This is a genomic window from Candidatus Mycoplasma haematobovis (assembly GCF_001645765.1).
GTDB classification, from domain to species: Bacteria; Bacillota_I; Bacilli_A; order Mycoplasmatales; family Mycoplasmoidaceae; genus Eperythrozoon_B; species Eperythrozoon_B haematobovis.
In genome coordinates this window covers 151,448-171,843 of record NZ_LWUJ01000012.1, presented here as the reverse complement: position 1 = coordinate 171,843, position 20,396 = coordinate 151,448, and the positions used below count along the sequence as shown (strand labels likewise).

Sequence of the window (20,396 nt, the reverse complement as noted above, 5' to 3'; positions counted from 1 at the left end):
TTACTTCTTAACGAACTTGTCAACGAGTCAACCCAATTGTAACTTAGCAGGATCTAATTCTGGATTTACCTTTAATCAAAGTTCACTATTTGGAAAATAATCCATTCTTTTTGTTATTTGCATATCTTTTTTAGTAAACATACCATATTCATGCATCATATTAATATTGATTCAAAATCCATCTCTAATTAATGCTTCTCCTAGAATTTTGTGGAAATAAATACCTACTGAACTTAATAAAGTACCAGTTAATAAATCGCTTCAAGTATTCTTTTGTGAAAGTACTGATTCAATAGCTTTCTTTAAATTTAATTGTGCAAATGAAACTTTAGCTTTATTTCAATCAATTACTTTTCTTCCTTCAAATAAATTAGAGCTAGTGTCATATTCTTGTTTAATTGCTTGAATAATATCTTTAGTTCCATTTACTATTCCTTGTGATGTCTTACCTGCTCCATTTAAGAATTGATCATATTGTCCCTTTTGAATAGAGCCCTCTAATACTATTGGAGCATCGGGTAGGTACATAGAATGATTGAAAATTAGACTTCTTGCAATATTTTCAATTTCATCATTTTTTGGCTTTGCTATTGCTTCTCTATTATCAAATGAGAAATTAGTACCTCAATATTCTGATGATGTTGACGCTTTACAATTCTTGCTAGCTTTATTCTCAGTCTTGTTCTCAGTACCTCATCATTTAGGGTAATCAAAGAATAATTTACTATATCCTGTTACCATTTGGGAATGCTCAAATACTAGAGCATTTCCTAATAAAGAATTAAAGAAAACTGGTCAAGGGCGTGTATTAATATCAGTATCTTTTCTGTGACTTTTTTTGTAATTCTCATCAAATATAGAGTTAATAGCATGAGCAATGAAAGTAATAGGGCTTTGATTTAATTTTGCTTCAAGTTGAAATAAATCGTTGTAGCTTAAAGGATTATCTTTTTCTGAACCTAAATCAAATTTCTCATAGATTGAATAGAAAAGTTGTGTAAATTTAGATAAATCTAAACCTGCACTAACATCTAAAGCTTTTCATCCTATACTCATTCTTGGAAATAATTTACCCTGTAAATCTGATGTTTCATCTAGTGCTAAAGTTAAAGGTGTTCCATTAGTTTTATAAGTGTAAGTAATTGCTTCGTCTTTATTAATCTTTAGTGACTCTAATCCAATAAATTTACCAACATCAGGAATTAAGCTATTCATAATATCAATATCCCCAAACTTACCTCCATTAATTCCAGATATTAAGCCAGTTAAAGGAGTTAATACCTCTTTAAGATTTATTAATTTATTTGTAAGATCAAATTTGTACTTACCACTTTCTGTTTGTTGTTGTTTTAACTCTTCATATTTATTTTCACTAATATTCCATACACCTTTCAAAGGTATTTTCATTTCTTTAGTTCAAATAATTTTCTGTTCAAAACTAAAGGCAAAATTAGGAAAATCTCCACTTTGTCCTGCTTGGGAATAAACTCTTCTAGGTGTTTCGATTCACTTAATTTCAACTCTAATTGAATCTTGAATTTGCTTTAATTGATAAATTCAACTCTTTAATAAACCTATTACTTCTTCAATTGTTATTCTTATTCCACCTGTTGAATTCTTATCATTAGTTAATAACTTATTAAGTACTTGTTTGTAAGTATCATTAAGTCTAAAGTGATGATATAGATTATTTCTGAATTGATAATTATTTAATACTTGTTCAAATATGGATTCTTTAATTCCTTTATCATTCTCTATAGTTTTCTTTTGCATTAAATCAATAAGATTCTGAATATCCTCTATTCTTGTTCTTATTAAATAAGCAACATATCCTCCATATCAACTCTCTATATCTTCTTTAACTTGTTGTTCTGTTATTCGAGTTAAATAAGGTGTTAATTTATCTTTAATATAGCCATAGTCAATAGTATTGAAAGCTGTTTTCATTCACATAGAATACAACTTCTCATCACGAGAGATAGAGTGTGGAATGAATCTACTGGAACCATAAATTAATTGCAAAGAAAAATGAGTAGAGGTAATTGTTTGTTTATTAGGTTGTTGAATATTCTTTACTACTTTTCATTGGTCATTTTTGGGAAATAAATTTCAAGAACTATATTTAAGACCATGTATACCTGCGGCAACAGGTGCTACTTTTAATTCTGCATTATTTAGTAATATATTTACTTCTGTTTGAGTATGTGGGTCTAAATCAATAGATCTAAATACTTGTGCTTTTCTTCCGCTTAAATTAGATACTTTGAATGAAATAGAGAATTGTTTAACTTCTGTTATTTTGTTATCTTTATTTAACTGTAAATCTACTTTAATGCTCTCAGTATGTATTAAAGTATCATTGTATTTTGATTCTTCTCATAAAGACCACAAAATATCTTGTACTAATTCCTCTTCTTTAAGTTCTCTTACTTTTTCAGAAAAATAAGTATCTCCATAAATTAATTCTCTATCTGAAAGAGTTGCACAAGATAAACAATATGCTTCACTAGAAATAGCTGCTTTAATCTTTCCATTATTAGCTTTTCATAAACTAAATTTCTGTTTTTCAAAGATATCTTTCTTATTTAAGTACTTAGTTAAAGAAGGATGAAATCTATATTTATTTTGATCTAAATTCTTTAATGTATTTAATTCAAGTGCATTATGCACTTGAGGTATAGGAGCTTTAGTGAGCTTTAGTGAGCTTTATAGAATCTCTATATTTACCTTGTTGTATATTAGCCCCTTCTACTTTTCTTATGGAATTAGAAAGAGAGGGCTTTATGGCTCCGAGATAAGCACCATAAGTAATAGAGCTACCTAATACAAATTTAAGTAATGATTTCTTATGTGAAAGTAATAAGAAGATTAATTCAGCACAAGACATATTAGAGTAATACTGGTAATACTCTCTTCTCTTTTTTCTTTATAGGCATAAGTCCTCAAGTTGGATTCTTTTGAGTAGCTAAATTACCTCTAATATCGTTATGTAATTGGTATATATACCAAATAATATTAGTGAAGAGTATTACTGAAGGAATTGAAGTAACAATTCTTGCTACTAAGAATTGTTCATAAGGAAGAGCAGAAAGCTTAATATCAAAGAGTGGTAAAGCAATAATATCTACTATTAAATAAATAGCACAGTTAACTACAAAAATAAGAAAGAATTCATATAACTTAGCATATTTATGTACTCATGCTACATCTTTAAATTCTTCTTCATTAACACGATTAACAGCTAATACAGAAATTCATAAATATGTTAGAGCTATTGAGAGCATAAATGTTACAAAAATAAAGATTAGAGATCAAGGTAAAGAGAAGGAGAGGGAGAGAAATTGCACTCTATATAGAGAATCGCCTCCATGATTTGAAAATAGTAAGATACCTAAGTAAATAAGACTTCCTATAGCCATAGCAGCTGCTAAACCAGCTGGTTGATATTTCTTAGGATCTTTCATACGAATAAGTAAATTAATAAGACCACCTAAGAAACCATTCATAATGGCAGAGACAAAATAACCATAATTCAATACAGAAGAAGTAAGAATAACTGTTAATAAGTCAGTACTAAATCCTATGAAAGCTCCTATTATGGGGCCAAATAGAATGCCTCCTATTTTGATAAGAATATTCTCAACTAAGAAACGGGCTCCTGGATAAATCTTGAATAGTCATCCCATCATTTGATTGGATAACATTGAAATAGTAATAATTAATGCAATATTCATTGCAGTAATCATTGAGACACTTGAAATACCATTAGTTTGTAATCTAGGTAGTATTATGTATTCTTGATTAGTAGTAAATCTATAGTAGAGTTTCTTTCCTAGTAATACAGCAAAAAAAGTACTTACTATTAATGCATAAACAGAGGTGACATGTTTATCATTAATAGCATTGTCTTGCAGCAATGCCAAAAACATTACTGCAAATGCCTTTCAATTAAAGCTCTTAATTTTGATCCTTCCATAAAGCCTAATGTTCTATATACTTCAATACCTTTTTTGTAGAATACAAGTGTAGGAACACTACCAGTACTTACTATTTGATTAATTTCAGGTACTTCATCTAAATTAGCTTTAATGAAAGTAATATTTGGATAACCTTCTGCTATTTCAAAAAATATAGGTGTTAAATGTTTACAAGGAGGACACATAGTAGTGCTAAGCATTAGTAATACAGCTTCTTTTTCTTGTAAAGCTTCAACTATTTCTTCTTTAATTAGTGCTTGTCTTGCTTTAACCATTATTCTTTAAGTATTGAAATATCTAGCATTTGATGTTTAATTAAGTGTTTTGGTAAGTCAGGTATATCAAAGTCCATTTTTACAGCTATTTTTAACTTTAAATTAGGTGGTAGTAATTGCTTAAAGGAAGCATACCTTACTGCATTAAGAAATGAGCAATATTCTAAAAAAGTTAAATCAAATTCAATCTTAGTAATATTTATGCTTTTGTATCTAATTCCTTCTGCTTCATTCTTAAGTACAAATAGCTTTTTTTGATGATGTCTTTCATAAGAAGTTTTTAATAGTCTTTCTTTAGCTGAAGCAGGCTCAATACTATTATGTAATACCATAAATTCCAACATAGGATATTCCTCTATTGGCTTTACTTGTGTCTTACTAGAAAAAAAGAAACTAAGAATATTACTCCTACTTATTATTTTTTCTTTTTTAGGTGATAAGTAATCATGCTTAATAATAGTTTCAGGTTCTGGAGAGACAAAGAATAATCTATCTAGAACAGCTACTTTAGTATCTGGATAATACACAACTTGTGGATATAGTTCTAATTCTCCTTCGTATTCTTTACCTAAAAAGGCACATTCACCATTATGATAGCCAACATATTCTTTGAGTGCATCTCAAAGAGTTAAATTCTCTTCATTTCTAAAAGATTTAAAAAAATCTACTAAAGCTTCTGATAGCCAAGAGTTAACATCTGGATAAATCAGTTGCTTTTCCATATATTAATATTATTTTAAGTTATATGCACCTGTAGCTCAACGGATAGAGCATTTGACTTCGGATCAAAAGGCTGTAGGTTCGAATCCTATCAGGTGTGCCAGTTTTAATAGATACTTTTTTTATAAAGATCTCTACATTCCGCTAATACCTTTAAAGCTCCCTCTTTATCTATAAATTCTTGTACTTCAACTGCTTTATTTTCCAGCTTTTTGTAATTAGTAAAGAAATCTTTGATTTCTGCAAGAATAGCTTTAGGAATATCATTTAAATCTTGAAATTCACTATATCTAGGATCTACATCAACTACTCCTAATAACTTAGTATCTCTATCTCCTGCATCTATCATTTTCATAGCTCCTAATATTCTTGTTGGAACTACCGTATTAGGAATAAGAGATTCAGAAGAAATAACTAATGCATCTAATGGATCTCCATCGTGATCTAATGTTTTCTCTATATAACCATAATTTTGTGGGTATACATTAGAACCATGTAACACCCTATCTAAGGATAATTTTCCTGTTTCTTTGTTTATTTCGTATTTAAGTCTTGAACCTTTAGAAATCTCAAGAATTACTTCCAACTTATTCATAATTATCTATTAATATTAGCACAAATATATGTCAATACTGGATAATCCTAATTTACTAAAGAATATTTTAATGGGGGCTGGAGGAACAGGAATAGTTGGTGTTATGGCTATTACTAATCTTAGACCAGATGAAAGTGCTTATTTGTTAAGAGTAGTACCTGAACCAAATAGTGTATCAGGCTGTAATGCAAATAATGCAGATACTTGTATGGATGGAAAAAAATTTGAAGAGATTGAGAAAGTTAATTATTCCTACAAAGAATTAATTAATGGTACTACTAGGTACAATAACGGTGATTATGTAATCTATTATGGTTCTGAAGCGTGTCCTCACTGTACTGGTTTCTTATTTGGTAATGAAGAATTATCGAGAGGTAATCTTTATTTAAAGAGGGACAAAATGAGTGATGGGGCCTTTATGAAGGCCTACAAATATACTCGCACTAATGAAGCTTTAAAGAGTAAGAATATTAAATTCTTAATGTATGAAGATGTGCCAGAAGTAACTAAGTATACAACTAATGATGATTTATGAGTATTGCCTTGAAGTACATGAGATACTACTGATTTAAATAAAGGAAGAATTAAAGGAGAATACAAGAGAAATGATAAGTCTGCTATAGAGTTTAGGAAGGTATTTAAAGCAGCTAGAGAAAGATTTGGAGATAATGCTGGCGGTACTCCTACAGCTATTATTTACAAAAGAGGAGTAGGAAAAATATTCTATAGAGATAAGTTGCCTGGACTTAATTTAAGACAACAAGGAGAAGCTCTTTCTGACGATATTGAATTAATGAACTATATTCACTATTACTATGTAGCGATGGACAAAGCAAATTAATAAATATTTATTTAAATTTAAAAATTAGAGTACTAAATAAGAAGTAGTTTCTTTAATAAAGATTGCATCTAGTGTAAGTACAGTATGTGCTGTAAATTATTTAAGTCTCAAAAATCCACTACTGTAAGTCAAGATTTATTTGCTAAAGGACTTAATTTAATTTCTTCTTTTCTTTCGAGTGATTTAGCTACTCAATGACAAGAAGAATTTGAATCATATGAAGAGAATATTAAGAAAGCTATTGGGGTAATTGAAGTAATAGACAAGAAGGAGGAAAGAAATTACAACGATAATGAATTCAAAATATAGTAAAGATTCAGAAAATACCCAAAAATGATATGTAATTAGATCAAACAAAAGCCAGATGGAGATAGTTAATTACAGATGCAAATGTTGATAAATGAAATACCAATTACTTAATCATATTGAAAAATAATGAAAATAAATTTCATGCAGAAATAGGTTGCTTGCAAGGGCTAAAAGGCGATGCAAAAGACATAGAATTAATAGAGGGTTGATGAAATAAGAAAGAAAAAAGTCGTAGCGCTTTTTCTTTCTTCTGTACAAAGGCTAAATATGATATTTTTCAACCCTCTACTGATTAGATTCAGATACTTCTTTAATTTTTCTTAAGTAGTATTCCTTTATTTCTTGTAACTGTGAATATTTTTTTAATTGTTTATTCAATATTTCTCTAATTTCTTGTCTTTCTTTTTCAGAATAGTCATAATTAATCCAATAAACCAAGTTGTTTTTGCAAATATTTAATAGCTCTTCAATAGATATTATTTCATTGCTATTAAAATAATATTTCTCTTTAACAGATTTAAGCGTTACTAACTGTATATTTAATTGTTTACAAGTATGTAATAAATTCTTAGTTAATTTTTCATCTAAAGTTATTAAGAAAATCTTTGTTATTTCTGCTCTATTTATTTCATCTATTACTTCTTGCCATCTTTCTCTCAAAGTGGTCTTTACACTAATAAAGATCACTTTATCTTTGTCTATTTGATACTCTACAGAGCTAGGAGAGATAAAATCTATTAATTTTTTTGAATCTTTATTTTTAATAACACTTTGATTATTTACGGGAATATTGCTACTAGAAAAAATTAATTCAATAATACTTTCAAATTCCTTTCCGGTTCTTGATCTTCTGCTTTGAGTTAAGGATAAATTCAATGAATAAAGATGTTCATGAAATTGCTTTAAGAAATTAACAATTATTTCTTTAGTTTTTGGATCACTAATTTTAGCTTCTTTAAATAAATATTCAAATACATGATCTAATGAAAATATCTCTCTATTTTTCAATTCTTTAAAACTTTTTCATCTTATTTCTTCAATAACAGTACTAGCATTCTCTAAAAAATAATTCTTATTTTGTTTATTAAAACCTAACTCAATAAATAATTCACAAATTAATTCTCAAGCCGCTTTAGAACGCTGTTTTTGTCATTCTCTAACAAATTTTTTAAATTCCTTTAAAGATTGTTCGTTCATTCTTAAAATAACTTTTCCAATACTACTAAAAAAATATTAATTCAAACTATGAAATCAATACCTTTCCCTAATAATGAAAAAGCTAAATATAAAATGATTGATTTATTTGCTGGTATTGGTGGGACAAGATTAGGCTTTCACTTAACTGGACAAGTTAAAGTAGTGTTTAGTAGTGAAATTGATAAATTTGCAAAAATCACTTACAAAACTAATTTTGGTGAAGATACGGCCGGAGATATTAGAGAAATAAATACTAATGATATTGATGATCACGAAATATTAGTAGCTGGATTTCCTTGTCAAGCATTCAGTCAAGCAGGCAAGAAAAAAGGCTTTAATGATGAAAGGGGAGCATTATTTTTTGAAATAATAAGAATTCTTGAAGATAAGAAACCAAAATCATTTCTTCTTGAAAATGTAAAGAATTTAAAGACGCATAATAAAGGCGAAACATTCAAAATAATTAAGGATAATTTAGAAAAATTAAACTACTATGTTACTTATTCTATACTTAGAGCTAGAGACTTTGGAGTGCCTCAAAATAGAGAAAGAATATATATTGTTGGCTTTAATAAAGGATTGATTAGCAGTTATGAAGAATTCAAAATGCCCACTCCAACTTTAGAAAGTACTTATGTAGGCAATATATTAGAGCAGAATGTAGATAGTAAATATACTATTTCTGATTTACTTTGGGAAGGGCATCAAAGAAGAAAAGCCAAACATATAGCAAAAGGTAGAGGGTTTGGTTTTTCATTATTCAACAAGAACAGTAGATATACTAATACCATTTCTGCAAGATATTACAAAGATGGTAGTGAGATACTAATAGAGCAGGAAAATAAAAATCCTAGAAAGATAACGCCTAGAGAGGCCGCAAGACTACAAGGATTTCCTGATAATTATCTAATACCTGTAAGCGACAATCAAGCTTACAAACAATTTGGTAATTCTGTCTCAGTACCAGTAATTTATGCAATAGCTAAAGAGATCTTAAAAGTATTAGATGGCACACCTATAAATTAATTTATATTTTCCTTATTACAATACTCATTATTGCTAGGTTTTGGCTCCTCTGAGCAAAACAATTCAATTCAGTTGCTTGCTACTCTTTGATGATCCGGTGTATCTCCCAATTTTGTTCAAATTTGGGCCGCCTGTAAATCTACAGGAAGTGATTCTTTTTTGGAATTTTTAAGTTTATTAAATCATTTAGGAGCATTGCTAACTTTAGGTGCTACAGTAAGTTCATCGCTAGATCATCTGGAAAAAGCATAATAACCAGCTCCTCCAACTGCCCCAGCACTACCCAGCACAATTAAAGGCTTCTTAAATCTTACTCGCATATCTCTTTCTTTTAATTTCTACCTTTTTTACTATTGTCAAACATTAATGAAATATGAATACAGAAGAATTAAATAAACAACAAAAAGAAGCTATAACTGCACCTCTTAAACCAATATTAGTTGTTGCTGGAGCAGGTACAGGCAAAACAACAATATTAGTAAAGAGATATGAATATTTAGTTAAAGAATATGGAATAAGTCCAAATAATATTCTTGCTATTGCTTTCACTAAGAAAGCTGCTCAAGAAATGAGAAAAAGAATAGAGCAAACTATTAATAATTTAGATCTAAAGAATACTTACATCTCTACTTTTCATAAATTTGCCAAAACTTTATTAGAGTCTAGTGGCTTTAGTTTTGCTATTTGTTTTCCTAAGAGAACTGAATATTACATAAGAGAAATAATTACTGAAGAACTAAAGTTATCAATTACTAATATTAAGTTTGCTACTGATATTATTAGGAAAATTAAATGAAAAATAAGAACTAAAGACTTTACAGAAGCAGACTTAGTTAATATTGGAAAAGAAATAACTAGATTTAAAGAAAGTAAAGTGCTTGATAAATTTCCATATAAAGAAATGAAAGCTGTTTACAACAGCTATGAAAAGAAATTACAGAAACATAATCAATTAGATTTTGATGATATTCTTTTGAAAGCTAATGAATTATTAAATAACGAACAAATAAGAGAGATATGAAATCAGCAATTTAAGGCAGTATTATTTGATGAATTTCAAGATATTGATGAAATACAGTTTGAAATAATTAAGAAATTAACTGAAAAAGAAGCAAATATTTTTTGTGTAGGAGATCCAGATCAAGCTATTTATGGCTTTAGAGGGGCTCTAAAGAATTCTTTTGAAGAATTTAAAGAACATTACAAAAATGCAGAATTATTTAAATTAGAGCTTAATTACAGATCTACTCCTCAAATCTTAGAGACAGCTAATACTTTAATTAATAAGAATAGAGGTATATTTTCAAAAGAATTAAATACTAATAATCCTGATGGGAATAAAGTAAGTTGTTATTTAGCGGGAGAAGAAGACAAATATGTAGTTAATACTATTATTAAATTGCAGACTGAAGAAGATATTGCTCTTAAGAATTGTGCAGTACTTTACAGAAATAATAGTTTTGGTAATCAATTAACTAATTTATTACTAGCCAAAAGAATTCCTTTCATCTCTAGAGAGCTTTATGCCTTTTGAAGAAGAGAAGAAATTAAAGATATGATTGCATATCTTTCAGTAGCATTTGAAAAAGATGCAAAAAAAGTAGATAGAGCGCTTGAAAGAGTTATTAATAAACCAAATAGAGGGATAGGCATAAAGAAACAAGAAATATTAAAGAATACTGCTAAAGTTGAGAATATCTCTTTGAGAGAAGCAATAACTAAATCAAAAGATTATGCTGTGAAAGCTTTTTCTGAATTACTTAATTCTTTAGTAAATCAAGAATTAAGTATTGTAGAGCAAGTAAATAATGTATTAACTAAATGTGGTTACTGAAGTTATTGGTCAGAAAGAGATATGGAAAAATATGATAGAGCTAAAGCGATATTAAAGAATGTATTAGATGAAGAGAAGTTTGATTTGGATGTTATCAAAAAGAATATTGAAGAAATGACTAAATATGGGGTTGAGAAGGATCAATTGTATATAGGAACTATACATGGTGCAAAAGGGCTAGAGTTTGATTATGTTTTTGTAATTAAATTAGATGAAGGAAAGTTGCCTTACAAATATTCTTTAGAGGCCGAGGAAGAAAGAAGATTGGCTTATGTGGCCTTTACTAGAGCAAAGAAAAAATTATTCTTAAGTTCTTCTGGAAAAGTCTCTCCCTATATTAAAGAATTAAGTAACTTACTAGAATTTAATCCTTAACTTTTTGAATAACTCATAATTTTGAAGATCTAGAAGCTCAATTCTCTACTATTTCATATTCTTCAGGAACTATATATTTCTCAGTAACAAATTTAAATTTATTAAGAATATTTTGTGAATAGTCTTGAATCTCTATATTGTCACAATATTTACTTTTTCAAGCTCTAACTATTCTTTCTTCTCCAGAGTGAAAAGTAATAATACAAGCAATTCCTCCTACTTCAAGAATTTCATTTAATGACTCTAGAGCTTTCTCTAATGAAGAAAACTCTTTATTAACAGCTATTCTTAGAGCTTGAAAACATTTTCTTAATACTTTATTAAATTTAATAGCATCTATATTTCAGAAAGCTTCTTCAACTATAGCTTTAAATACTTCTGTAGTTTCAATGAAATCATTTTGTTTTCTATAAAGACTTATTAAATTAACTAATTTATCTGGATTAGCAATATCTCCATATTTCTTAAAGATATCTTTAAGCTCTCTTCTTGGATAAGTATTCAATATTTCTGCAGCAGTTAAAGAAGAAGATTGATCCATACGCATATCTAAATGGGCATCATATTTGTAACTAAAGCCTCTTTCTTTATCTTTAAGTTGCATAGTAGAAGCCCCTAAATCAAAAATAACTCCTTTTGCTTTAGGTAAGTCATGTTCTTTTCTGTACTTAACATAGTCAGCAAAATTCATATGTATTATTGAAAATCTATTATCTTCTTTCTCTAATTCTTTACCTATTTCAACTGCTCTTTGATCTAAATCTAGTCCTATTACTCTAGCATTAGGAGAAATTACAGAAAGTAATTGTTTAGTATGCCCGCCAGCTCCAAAAGTACAATCTAAATAAAGGCCGTCAGTAGAGTGGGCTAAATATCCCACTGTTTCTTTAGCCATTACTGGAAAATGAGCAACGTATGGTGACATATTTACTTTTGTTGCGACAGCTCTTGCCCCACGGTTTCCAAACGATTTCTTTCATCGTCTCTTCAATTTTTCAGTGCTTCTTTGCTTCATACCTCTATTAAATCCCCTACCCCTACCATTACTAGCGTACCTTTCTGAAGATTAGTAGCTAGACTTCCTGGTATTACAAATCTATACCATTTATCTAATGCAATTTCATGTGATCTACCTAATGTCTCTCTTCTTAATGCTCTAGCCTTAATATCATTCTCATCGTAACTCATTAATTTTTCACAATAATTTTCAAAAGTAACTGGAGTTCTGATTGCTAAGCAGTCATCGTAATGCTTAGAGATAACTATCTCTAGTCCTAATTTTTCTTTCCACTTACTAGGGATAGTAATTCTGTTCTTGCTATCCATTGTTACTTCATGCTCTCCAATAAAGACAATTCCTTTTTCATTTCGCAACATCTATTATTCACTAAAAATCTTAACCACAATTTACCACTTTTCGCTACTTTTTTTATTTTTTTTAATTATTTCGGGATTTTCAACCACTTTTTAAATTAGCCTACAAACCAAATAAACTTAAAATTTTCAATATGTCAAATATCAATAACTACCTATTGCAATACGGCTTTGTGATAATTGGTAATGAAATTTATGGGGGGAAGAGTGGATATTACGATTATGGCCATTTAGGAGTGTTATTAAAGAAGAATATACAGAGAGCTTGAGAACAGTACTTTATTAGTAGTAGAGAGAATGCTTATTTCTTAGATGCTTCAATATTTACTTCAGAAAATGTATGAAAAGCTTCTGGGCATATGCAACACTTTAACGATGTCTTAGTAGACTGTAAGCAATGCAAAAAGAGATATAGACAAGATCATTTGCCAGAAGATCAAAAGTGCCCTAATTGTGGAGTTATTGATTGAACAGATAGTAAATCCTTTAATTTAATTTTCAAAACCCAAGAAGATAACTATTTAAGACCAGAAACAGCTCAATCCATTTTCATAAATTTCAAAAATATTCTTCGCGCTTCCAATGCTAAGATACCTTTTTGTATAGGTCAAATAGGTAAAGCTTTCAGAAATGAAGTAACTATTTCACACTTTATTTTCAGAACTAAAGAATTTGAACAAATGGAATGTGAATGATTTGTGCATAAAGATAAAGCTAATAAGTGTTTTGAGAAGTGTGTGGAAGAGATGAAATCATTCTTACTTGAGGAATTAGCTATTAACAAAGAAAATATTAAAGTGGTTGAGATTGGTGAAGGAGATAGAGCTCACTATTCTTCAAGATCTGTAGATATAGAGTTTAAATTCCCCCATGGTTGAGGTGAATTATGAGGATTAGCAAATAGAACAGATTTTGATTTGAAAGCGCATCAAACTAGCTCTAATAAAGATATGAGCTATTTGAATCCCCAGACTAATGAGAAATATATTCCATATATAGTAGAGCATTCAATTGGTTTAAATAGACTCTTATTTGCGGTAGTCTCTGATGCTTATGTAATAGAGGAATTAGAGAATGGAGAGAGTAGAGAAGTATTAAAGATTAAGTCTGAATTAGCTCCTTATTCTTTTGCTATTTTGCCTCTAACAAAAAATGAAAAAGATTTAGCTTATGATTTATTTAGATCTTTAATTAAGAAAGGTATTTCAGTGGCCTTCATGGATAAAGGTTCTATAGGAAAGAGATATAGAAAGAATGATGCTATTGGTACTCCTTATTGTATTACTATAGATCAAGAATCAACTCCCAATAATTTAACATTTACTATTAGAGATAGAGATACTATGAAACAAAAAAGAATAAGTCTTGAAGAGCTAGAAAATGCAAACTACAAAGCCAACTTCTAATTTTCCAATATTAAAGGTTGTTCAGCACTTTGTAAAGACAGTACAAAAAGGAGCTAATCATTGGTGTGTTTGTCCTTTTCATCAAGATACTAGTCCTTCTCTTTCTGTAACTCCAGAAAAGAATATATTTAAGTGTTTTTCATGCAATATCTCTGGAGATGCTATTGCATTTGTGATGAAAATAGAGAAATGTAATTATGTTGCTGCCATCAAAAAAATAGCACAAATACTTAATTTAAATCCTAATGATTACTTATCAAATAGCTCTAATTCTTATTCCAAACTATACAAAATTAATGAACTTACTGCAATGGCCTATAACAAATGTTTGTACAACAGTAATAATAAAGAACAATTAGATTATTTACTTAATAGAGGCTTAGATAAAGAGATTATTGATAAATATCAAATTGGTTATGCTCCTAAAGAAGATATCTTAGAGAGTATCTTTAAGAGCTACTCTGATGCTAATGAAAGTGAGAAATTTGAAGAAGAGGATTTCAAAAAAGCAGGTATCTTTTCTTACAATAAGCAAGGAATAAAGGAGCCATTCTATAGAGATAGAATTATCTTTCCTATATGTGATAAAGATAATCAAATAGTTGGATTTTCTGGAAGAGCATTAGGTGATATTACTCCTAAGTATTTAAATATTAGATCTAGTGTACTATTTAGTAAGAAAGCTACTATTTTCAATATTCAAGCATTAGAGAGTCAAAAACCTATTTATTTATATGAAGGCTTTTTTGATGTACTTAGTTCAGAAATGATTGGTATTAGGAATAGTGTTGCTTGTATGGGTACTTCTTTGAATTCAATAGTATTAAGTACTTTGAAAGAATTTTCAAAGAATATAGTATGTTGTTTTGATAACGATAATGCTGGTTGAAATTCAACCATTAATACTTTCAAAATATTACTTCAAAATGGTTTTTCTGTTCAAGTAGTAGATTTATTAGATAGTGATCATAAAGATATTGATGAATATTTAAAGAGTAATCAAAAAGAAGCAGAAGAAAAACTACTTAATCCTATTCATTTCTTTAGTTGATACAAAAAATATATTGCAAAGAAGAGTAATTTGGAAGAAATAATTAATTTGCAAATGCTTATTACTAACTCTTTAGAGTTCTTATTTCAAGATCATAATGATGAAATTAAGATAAGACATGGTATAGATTTAGCTTATGCTAGTAGCTCCATACGAATAATCTTTGACTTTTATAAAGAAATAAAGTTATTTACTGAAACTAAACATCAAGAAGCTATTAATAAGAAATATGAGCGTTATTCCAATGCTATTATGTGCTCTTTATTACAAGAGCCTACAAAAACAGTAAGAGTCAATATTACTCCTACTACTAAATTTTCAATAAGTCTCTTTGGTACATTATTTTCTAAGTACTTTCCTTTAATTCCTTATTTAGAGAAGAATTTAAATCAATTGGAAAGTAGTGAAAAATGAAGAGTAGAGTTGCCTATAGATTGCACTACTTTTTCTGAAGAAACAAGAGATTTTTTTAATTTATTAAATAATACTATTGAGGGCATAACAACAGCATACGATAATAGTGCTTTTCAAAAAGAGAGACCAATAGAGATAAAGAGTAAAGAAACTTTTTTTGATAATTATTACAGTTTACATAGGGCTTATTTGGATAAATTAATTGAAATTGTTAGTAAAGATGAATTCTTAGAATTTCCTGAGAAATTAAAGAAAAAGAATAGCTATTTAGAAATACAAAAAGAAGTGCAAAAAAAAGGTTCAGAATACAGAAAGAATTCTTCCTTTTTTGGAAAAAATGTACATTAAGGAGATATGAAAAAATTATCTCTTAATAAGAAATATTTGTTAGTTGGAGGGGCCGAAAGTAAAGCGAAAAAAGTAGCAAATACAACCGTAAAGAAGGGTAGTAAAGCTACTAATTTAACTAGATGAAATAGTTATTTTCATAATGCTGGTCTAATATCTGTTTCTGCTATTGCTGCTGTAGGACACTTTTCTAGCTCTATTCAAGAATTATTAAATAAAGTGCAGGGTACTGAAACAGAGAAAAAATATCATACTTACAAGACTGCTTTAAGACCAAACTTTAGATTTACACAAAGCTATTGAAATAGTGCTATTACTTTTGGAATGCCTTGATATTACTAATGAAAAAACTTAATAACTTAGAGAAGAATAAATATAGAGGTGGTGGATCTTGATTAGGAATTATTCAAGGGGCTGTAGCATTAGTTTACACAATTGGTGAGATATTAAATTTTTCTGCTTCTTGAATTCCTGAAAAGAAGAGCACTAATAAATATACACCCCCTATTCAAAATGAACCCAAAGCTTTCATAAATCGTAATGATGACAATCAAATTACTATTTTTTCTTAGACTTTTCTTTCTCTAATTTCTGAGGCAATAATCAACTTAATTCTTTTTCATAATCTACTTCTTTATTAATAACTACTCTATCTTTAAGTTTTGAATTGGCATCATAATTACTAAATATTTCTGCCTCTAAAGCATACCAATTACTAACTTCATTATTATTAGGATTCTCTAATCTATAAATAATTACATATCTTCTACGCTTATTAAATCCTCTCTTATTCTTCTCTATTAGTTCTCTCCTATGTGATTTAAATTCATGTTTAAGTTCAGAAATATATTGCTTATTTAATTCGGCAGTTTCTTTCTCTAGAGCATCAAAATAATCTTCAATTGGAAATCTATCAGGATATTTCTCTTTAATATACTTTTGTTTATTTTTCTTTGCTATAGCCTTTGCTTTAAATATTTCACACTTCTTTATTTCTTCATGTAATTCTTCTTTTTCTGGTCTTTCAAAAGCATAAGCAGAATGTATTCTTTGGCCATGAATATTATTTAAATGTAAATATTCTTTAATTATTAATCAAAGATGATCTTTCTTTCCTTTTCTTCCTAAGCCTCTTCTCTTACTACTTTCTTCAGCCTTTTTCTTTTGTAAATACCAAATAAACCATATTAATACAGCAGCTGGTAATATGGATACTAGAAAGGAATGTAAGTTTTGTATTAAAATAGTATTTAGAGACAACTTAGTATGCCTAATATATTATCTAATACTAAATCCTTAAAAAAGGACAAAGCCAGAAGACTTGTAAGAATTTCTTGTAAGAAAAAATTGAAAAGAGTAGTAGTTCAATCATTAGAAAAAAAGGATATTTCTGAAGTATATAAGACTTTAGATAGTCAACTAGCAAAAGGAATAATTAAGAAGAATAAGTGTAATAGACTTAAATCAAGATATGCTATTAAATTAAATAATTTATCATAATGGTTAAGGTTATTAATAATGATGTAGATGCAGCTCTTAAAGAGTATAGGAAACACTTTAGTGAGATAAGAAGAAGAAAGATAAGATATAGTTATTATTTAAGACCAGCTTTAAGATTAAGAGAAAAAAGAAAGATAGCAGCTATTAAGAGAAAATTTTATTAATAATTTTACTTACAAACTCTATTTATTAGGGTTTAATAGAAATAAGGTAATAAGGAAAGTAAAGAGAATTTGAAGGCAGTCAAATAAGAGGTATCATTTTACAACCCTTATGTTCCCTCCGGACATAAAGAATCAATAGCGTTTCGTTGACTTTCATAATAAAAAGTTCAAGCATCACTTAAGGACTCTTTACAAAATCCTGCAACTACACCCCTAAGAAGTTTTGCTTTATTCTCTTGTGTTGAGTGATCTTTGCTATCTCATAAATTGGGGAAACGTTCTTTAACAAATAATTCAATTTTTGAATCTACAACATCCTGAAAAAGCTTACCAAACTTAGTTTCATCCAACTTATTACTTTTTCTTAATAAAACTACATGAACAGGCAAGCTGCATCACTTTAATCCGTGCATAAGCACCTTTCCACTGTCAGATTCCCATTTTCCTTTAGTAGCATTTTGACATCAACCTTGTAATTCTTTTCCACTACTTATTTTCAGTAACTTTTTTATTTTTGTTTGGTTATTTGTAAAAATTGTGTTAAAGATTTCTGGTGCTTTATCTGGCGGATAATACTTGTCAACAAATCTGTATCCTATTCCTTTTCCAGAAGATATTAATTGTTCACGCTTTAATGAAAAATAAACATAGCTACTCATTGAAAATGAAAAAAAAAGAGAAATTAAAATGGGGAGTTTTAGTTTTGAAATCATAACTCACCCCCCAGAGAGCTAAATAGGATGGTGTGACCAACCTAAAAGTAAGAGCAACAAGACTATTCCACCCCTTTTATAATAACGAAAAATACCCCTCTGTTCCTCATCCTATCCTTGCAAAAGCCGAAGCTAATATAGAGCACTAATCCAGTTCCAAATCTAAAAAAACAATTACACTGCCTTCCATTTTTTATTTCCTATCCATCTTCGTCATCATCCTGTAAGTCTTTAGCTTCTTCAAGATCACTACCTCTCTGTAAATCTTCATCTGAGTACATTTCTTCCTCAGAAAGCTGATCATCAAGCATATCGTCGCTTGGATCAGCAAATAAATCCACTATTGAAAATATTTTAGTTTCAACATCTTTAACAAATCTAGAAATCATTGCCTGTCCAAAAGCCGAAGATAAGAACAATGCTTTCTTGGCTCTAGTAAAAGCGACGTAAGTTAATCTTCTTTCTTCATTAATTCTTTGTTCGAATTCATTAGGTTCCTTTTCTAACAATGTAAACTTTGAAGGAATTTTCCCTTCGTCCATATGCATTACAAATACGTAATCAAACTCTAAACCTTTAGCACCATGTATAGTGGTTAAATAAACAACATCTCTATCTGCTGTATATTTTGTAAGTTCTCTTAATCTTTCTTTAATTTGCTCAAGATCATTTAAATCTTGATCAAAAATCAATTGTAAAAAGGTATTTATATTTGAGACTCTTAAAGGGTCTACTTTTTGAAAATGAGATATTAATCCAGACTCTCTTAAGATTCTTGTAACTCTATTGTGTAGCGGTCTTTTTTTATCTTTGGCTATATTTCTAATAGTCTTAAGGATATTGCAAAGATCCTCACATTTCTGTTCGCTATTTACCTTTTCCTTTGAAACAATATGTTTTATTAGTGGTCTTCCTAATTCTCTTGCTTCATTGGTCAAAATTTCCAAAAACTTTGCGCCGAATCCTCTAGCTGGTTTGTTAATTACTCTAAGAAGGGATTTATTGGCATTGTAAATATCATCCTCAAAAGCTATATTTAAATAAGCTAATGAGTCTTTAATTTCTTCCCTATTTCAAAGTCTCTTCAAATCCTCTGAAAAGAAAGGAATTCTTTTTTGTGTAAGCACTTCATTTACCCTTCTCCCATAAGACCAATTACGAAATAAAACAGCAAATTTCTTGAAAGGAACTTTTTTCTGCTTATGTAAGCTTAGAATAGTATTGGTAATTTCTTCAATTTCTCTTTCCGGATTAGTAGTAATAAAATGCCTTACTTTTTCACCATTCTTTTCTTTAGAGCCTGGAATTAAATACTTAGAGAAAATGTTTTTTTTCTTATTTATTAACTCATTAGCAACATCAAGAATTTGAACAGTTGAACGATAATTAATTTCAAGTTTTACAATTTCAGCATCATCAAAATAATTCTTAAAGTCTTGAAAAGCCTCTGGTAACGCATTTCTAAAACCATAAATAGCTTGATCTGGGTCTCCTACACAGAAAATGTTCCTATTATCTTGTGAAAGCTTGGAAATAATTCTAAATTGTATTGGGTCTATATCCTGAAACTCATCAAACAAAATTGCTTTTATTTTTCCATCCCATTTACTTCTTTTTGATTCATCCTCTAATATTTTATCAGTTCTAAATAATATGTCATCATAATAAAGCGAATTTTGTGACTTAAGAATATCTTCATACTTCGCCCAAATTTTTTTAAATTCCTTAAAGGGATATTTTTTGCTATAGTATCATCATTTGAACGTGTAATAATCCTACCAGCCTTTATTAAATCCCAATCAGTAGCAGGTTTTCCTGATACATTTTGAAATCACTTCACTTTTCAAATAAGTCTGGCACATTCACTATTAGATTTAAGCGGAAGATTTAATTTTTGAATAGCTTCTTTAACACATCCTATTGCTTTAGTTTCAAAACAAACTTTAAAATTTATTCCTTCCTCGGCAAGAATTTCTCTACAAAATTTATGGAAAGTAGAGACTCTCACATCTTTCAAAAACTCTGGATCCGGAAATAAACGTGAAATTCTTCTCTTTATTTCGGTAGCAGCCTTCTTAGTAAAAGTAACAAGTATTATTTCTTCTGGAGGTATATTCTTCTCTTTAACTAGATACTCAAATCTCTTTATCAGAACTGTCGTTTTTCCTGTTCCGGCACCCGCTACTACTAATATCGGTTTAAGGGGTGCAGTTACTGCCTCTCTTTGTTGTGGATTTAAAGATCTTAATATTACTTTAGATTTATCTGAGGACATGA

Annotated in this window: 25 protein-coding genes and 1 tRNA gene; 12 read left to right on the top strand and 14 right to left on the bottom strand. The window is 29.1% G+C overall.

Annotated features, from left to right (window positions below):
* The 5 genes from A6V39_RS04680 to A6V39_RS04660 are packed head-to-tail and all read right to left on the bottom strand — an operon-like array spanning position 1 to position 4,974.
* Positions 1-2,670, bottom strand: a complete 2,670-nt coding sequence (locus A6V39_RS04680; protein WP_187150507.1) for a hypothetical protein — start codon at positions 2,668-2,670, stop codon at positions 1-3.
* Positions 2,671-2,686: 16 nt separating this feature from the next.
* Positions 2,687-2,887 carry a hypothetical protein gene (locus tag A6V39_RS04675; protein ID WP_187150506.1) on the bottom strand — a complete coding sequence of 67 codons (201 nt, stop codon included), beginning with the start codon at positions 2,885-2,887 and terminating at the stop codon, positions 2,687-2,689.
* Position 2,888: 1 nt separating this feature from the next.
* Positions 2,889-3,929: a glutamyl-tRNA amidotransferase gene (locus A6V39_RS04670; protein WP_187150505.1), complete on the bottom strand. Its 1,041-nt coding sequence runs from the start codon at positions 3,927-3,929 to the stop codon at positions 2,889-2,891.
* Entirely contained in the window at positions 3,929-4,252 is a 324-nt protein-coding gene (locus A6V39_RS04665; RefSeq protein WP_187150504.1) for a thioredoxin family protein, read from the bottom strand. Before A6V39_RS04665 ends, A6V39_RS04670 begins: the two co-directional genes overlap by 1 nt.
* Positions 4,252-4,974, bottom strand: coding sequence for a hypothetical protein (locus A6V39_RS04660; RefSeq protein ID WP_187150503.1), 723 nt, complete (start codon positions 4,972-4,974; stop codon positions 4,252-4,254). The genes A6V39_RS04665 and A6V39_RS04660 overlap by 1 nt, the downstream gene beginning before the upstream one ends.
* A 25-nt stretch (positions 4,975-4,999) precedes the next feature.
* Here A6V39_RS04660 and A6V39_RS04655 point away from each other — a divergent pair.
* A tRNA-Arg gene (locus tag A6V39_RS04655) sits at positions 5,000-5,075 on the top strand.
* A 3-nt stretch (positions 5,076-5,078) separates the two neighbouring features.
* Here the strand turns inward: A6V39_RS04655 and A6V39_RS04650 are convergent.
* Complete coding sequence (locus tag A6V39_RS04650; RefSeq protein WP_245633517.1) at positions 5,079-5,567, bottom strand: inorganic diphosphatase; 489 nt, start codon at positions 5,565-5,567, stop codon at positions 5,079-5,081.
* Positions 5,568-5,595: 28 nt separating this feature from the next.
* Here A6V39_RS04650 and A6V39_RS04645 point away from each other — a divergent pair, with 28 nt between their 5' ends.
* The 3 genes from A6V39_RS04645 (at position 5,596) to A6V39_RS04635 (ending at position 7,013) form a co-directional block, all read left to right on the top strand.
* Positions 5,596-6,408 (top strand): DUF6856 family protein, encoded by an 813-nt coding sequence (locus A6V39_RS04645; RefSeq protein ID WP_245633516.1) that lies wholly within the window; start codon positions 5,596-5,598, stop codon positions 6,406-6,408.
* A gap of 84 nt (positions 6,409-6,492) precedes the next feature.
* Entirely contained in the window at positions 6,493-6,717 is a 225-nt protein-coding gene (locus A6V39_RS04640) for a hypothetical protein (protein WP_187150502.1), read from the top strand.
* Positions 6,718-6,833: 116 nt separating this feature from the next.
* Positions 6,834-7,013, top strand: coding sequence for a hypothetical protein (locus tag A6V39_RS04635; RefSeq protein WP_187150501.1), 180 nt, complete (start codon positions 6,834-6,836; stop codon positions 7,011-7,013).
* Here A6V39_RS04635 and A6V39_RS04630 read toward each other — a convergent pair.
* On the bottom strand, positions 7,003-7,914 hold the full coding sequence (locus A6V39_RS04630; protein WP_187150500.1) for a type II restriction endonuclease: 912 nt from the start codon (positions 7,912-7,914) through the stop codon (positions 7,003-7,005). The genes A6V39_RS04635 and A6V39_RS04630 overlap by 11 nt on opposite strands.
* A gap of 48 nt (positions 7,915-7,962) precedes the next feature.
* On the opposite strand from A6V39_RS04630, the gene A6V39_RS04625 reads away from it, so the two are divergent.
* On the top strand, positions 7,963-8,940 hold the full coding sequence (locus A6V39_RS04625) for a DNA cytosine methyltransferase (protein ID WP_187150499.1): 978 nt from the start codon (positions 7,963-7,965) through the stop codon (positions 8,938-8,940).
* On the opposite strand, the gene A6V39_RS04620 is transcribed toward A6V39_RS04625, so the two are convergent.
* Positions 8,937-9,260: a hypothetical protein gene (locus A6V39_RS04620; RefSeq protein ID WP_187150498.1), complete on the bottom strand. Its 324-nt coding sequence runs from the start codon at positions 9,258-9,260 to the stop codon at positions 8,937-8,939. The two genes, A6V39_RS04625 and A6V39_RS04620, sit on opposite strands and share 4 nt — an antisense overlap.
* A gap of 53 nt (positions 9,261-9,313) precedes the next feature.
* On the opposite strand from A6V39_RS04620, the gene A6V39_RS04615 reads away from it, so the two are divergent.
* Positions 9,314-11,149, top strand: coding sequence for an ATP-dependent helicase (locus tag A6V39_RS04615; protein ID WP_187150497.1), 1,836 nt, complete (start codon positions 9,314-9,316; stop codon positions 11,147-11,149).
* Here A6V39_RS04615 and rsmH read toward each other — a convergent pair.
* Both rsmH and A6V39_RS04605 read right to left on the bottom strand, forming a co-directional pair.
* Positions 11,139-12,074, bottom strand: coding sequence for a 16S rRNA (cytosine(1402)-N(4))-methyltransferase RsmH (gene rsmH / locus A6V39_RS04610; protein WP_187150496.1), 936 nt, complete (start codon positions 12,072-12,074; stop codon positions 11,139-11,141). The genes A6V39_RS04615 and rsmH overlap by 11 nt on opposite strands.
* 2 nt (positions 12,075-12,076) lie before the next feature.
* Positions 12,077-12,526 (bottom strand): division/cell wall cluster transcriptional repressor MraZ, encoded by a 450-nt coding sequence (locus tag A6V39_RS04605; protein ID WP_187150495.1) that lies wholly within the window; start codon positions 12,524-12,526, stop codon positions 12,077-12,079.
* Positions 12,527-12,657: 131 nt separating this feature from the next.
* Between A6V39_RS04605 and A6V39_RS04600 the strand changes: the two genes are divergently transcribed.
* From A6V39_RS04600 to A6V39_RS04585, 4 genes are read left to right on the top strand one after another with little or no spacing between them, the layout of a single operon-like run.
* Positions 12,658-13,929 carry a glycine--tRNA ligase gene (locus tag A6V39_RS04600; protein ID WP_187150494.1) on the top strand — a complete coding sequence of 424 codons (1,272 nt, stop codon included), beginning with the start codon at positions 12,658-12,660 and terminating at the stop codon, positions 13,927-13,929.
* A complete protein-coding gene (gene dnaG / locus A6V39_RS04595; protein WP_187150493.1) occupies positions 13,904-15,742 on the top strand; it encodes a DNA primase in 1,839 nt (612 codons plus the stop codon). Before A6V39_RS04600 ends, dnaG begins: the two co-directional genes overlap by 26 nt.
* A 6-nt stretch (positions 15,743-15,748) precedes the next feature.
* Entirely contained in the window at positions 15,749-16,084 is a 336-nt protein-coding gene (locus A6V39_RS04590) for a hypothetical protein (RefSeq protein ID WP_187150492.1), read from the top strand.
* Positions 16,084-16,314, top strand: a complete 231-nt coding sequence (locus tag A6V39_RS04585; protein ID WP_187150491.1) for a hypothetical protein — start codon at positions 16,084-16,086, stop codon at positions 16,312-16,314. Before A6V39_RS04590 ends, A6V39_RS04585 begins: the two co-directional genes overlap by 1 nt.
* Here A6V39_RS04585 and A6V39_RS04580 read toward each other — a convergent pair.
* Complete coding sequence (locus tag A6V39_RS04580) at positions 16,301-17,002, bottom strand: DUF5385 family protein (protein ID WP_187150490.1); 702 nt, start codon at positions 17,000-17,002, stop codon at positions 16,301-16,303. The genes A6V39_RS04585 and A6V39_RS04580 overlap by 14 nt on opposite strands.
* A 6-nt stretch (positions 17,003-17,008) precedes the next feature.
* On the opposite strand from A6V39_RS04580, the gene rpsT reads away from it, so the two are divergent.
* Positions 17,009-17,242, top strand: a complete 234-nt coding sequence (rpsT, locus tag A6V39_RS04575) for a 30S ribosomal protein S20 (protein WP_187150489.1) — start codon at positions 17,009-17,011, stop codon at positions 17,240-17,242.
* Positions 17,242-17,406, top strand: a complete 165-nt coding sequence (locus tag A6V39_RS04570) for a 30S ribosomal protein S21 (RefSeq protein WP_245633515.1) — start codon at positions 17,242-17,244, stop codon at positions 17,404-17,406. The genes rpsT and A6V39_RS04570 overlap by 1 nt, the downstream gene beginning before the upstream one ends.
* Positions 17,407-17,513: 107 nt before the next feature.
* Here A6V39_RS04570 and A6V39_RS04565 read toward each other — a convergent pair whose 3' ends face one another.
* The 3 genes from A6V39_RS04565 to A6V39_RS04555 all read right to left on the bottom strand — a co-directional run bounded on the left by A6V39_RS04565 (position 17,514) and on the right by A6V39_RS04555 (position 20,394).
* Positions 17,514-18,065: a hypothetical protein gene (locus tag A6V39_RS04565; RefSeq protein WP_187150488.1), complete on the bottom strand. Its 552-nt coding sequence runs from the start codon at positions 18,063-18,065 to the stop codon at positions 17,514-17,516.
* Between the two features lie 254 nt (positions 18,066-18,319).
* Positions 18,320-19,810 carry an ATP-dependent helicase gene (locus A6V39_RS04560; protein ID WP_245633523.1) on the bottom strand — a complete coding sequence of 497 codons (1,491 nt, stop codon included), beginning with the start codon at positions 19,808-19,810 and terminating at the stop codon, positions 18,320-18,322.
* On the bottom strand, positions 19,747-20,394 hold the full coding sequence (locus A6V39_RS04555; protein ID WP_187150486.1) for a UvrD-helicase domain-containing protein: 648 nt from the start codon (positions 20,392-20,394) through the stop codon (positions 19,747-19,749). Before A6V39_RS04555 ends, A6V39_RS04560 begins: the two co-directional genes overlap by 64 nt.
* Between the last annotated feature and the right edge of the window lie 2 nt (positions 20,395-20,396).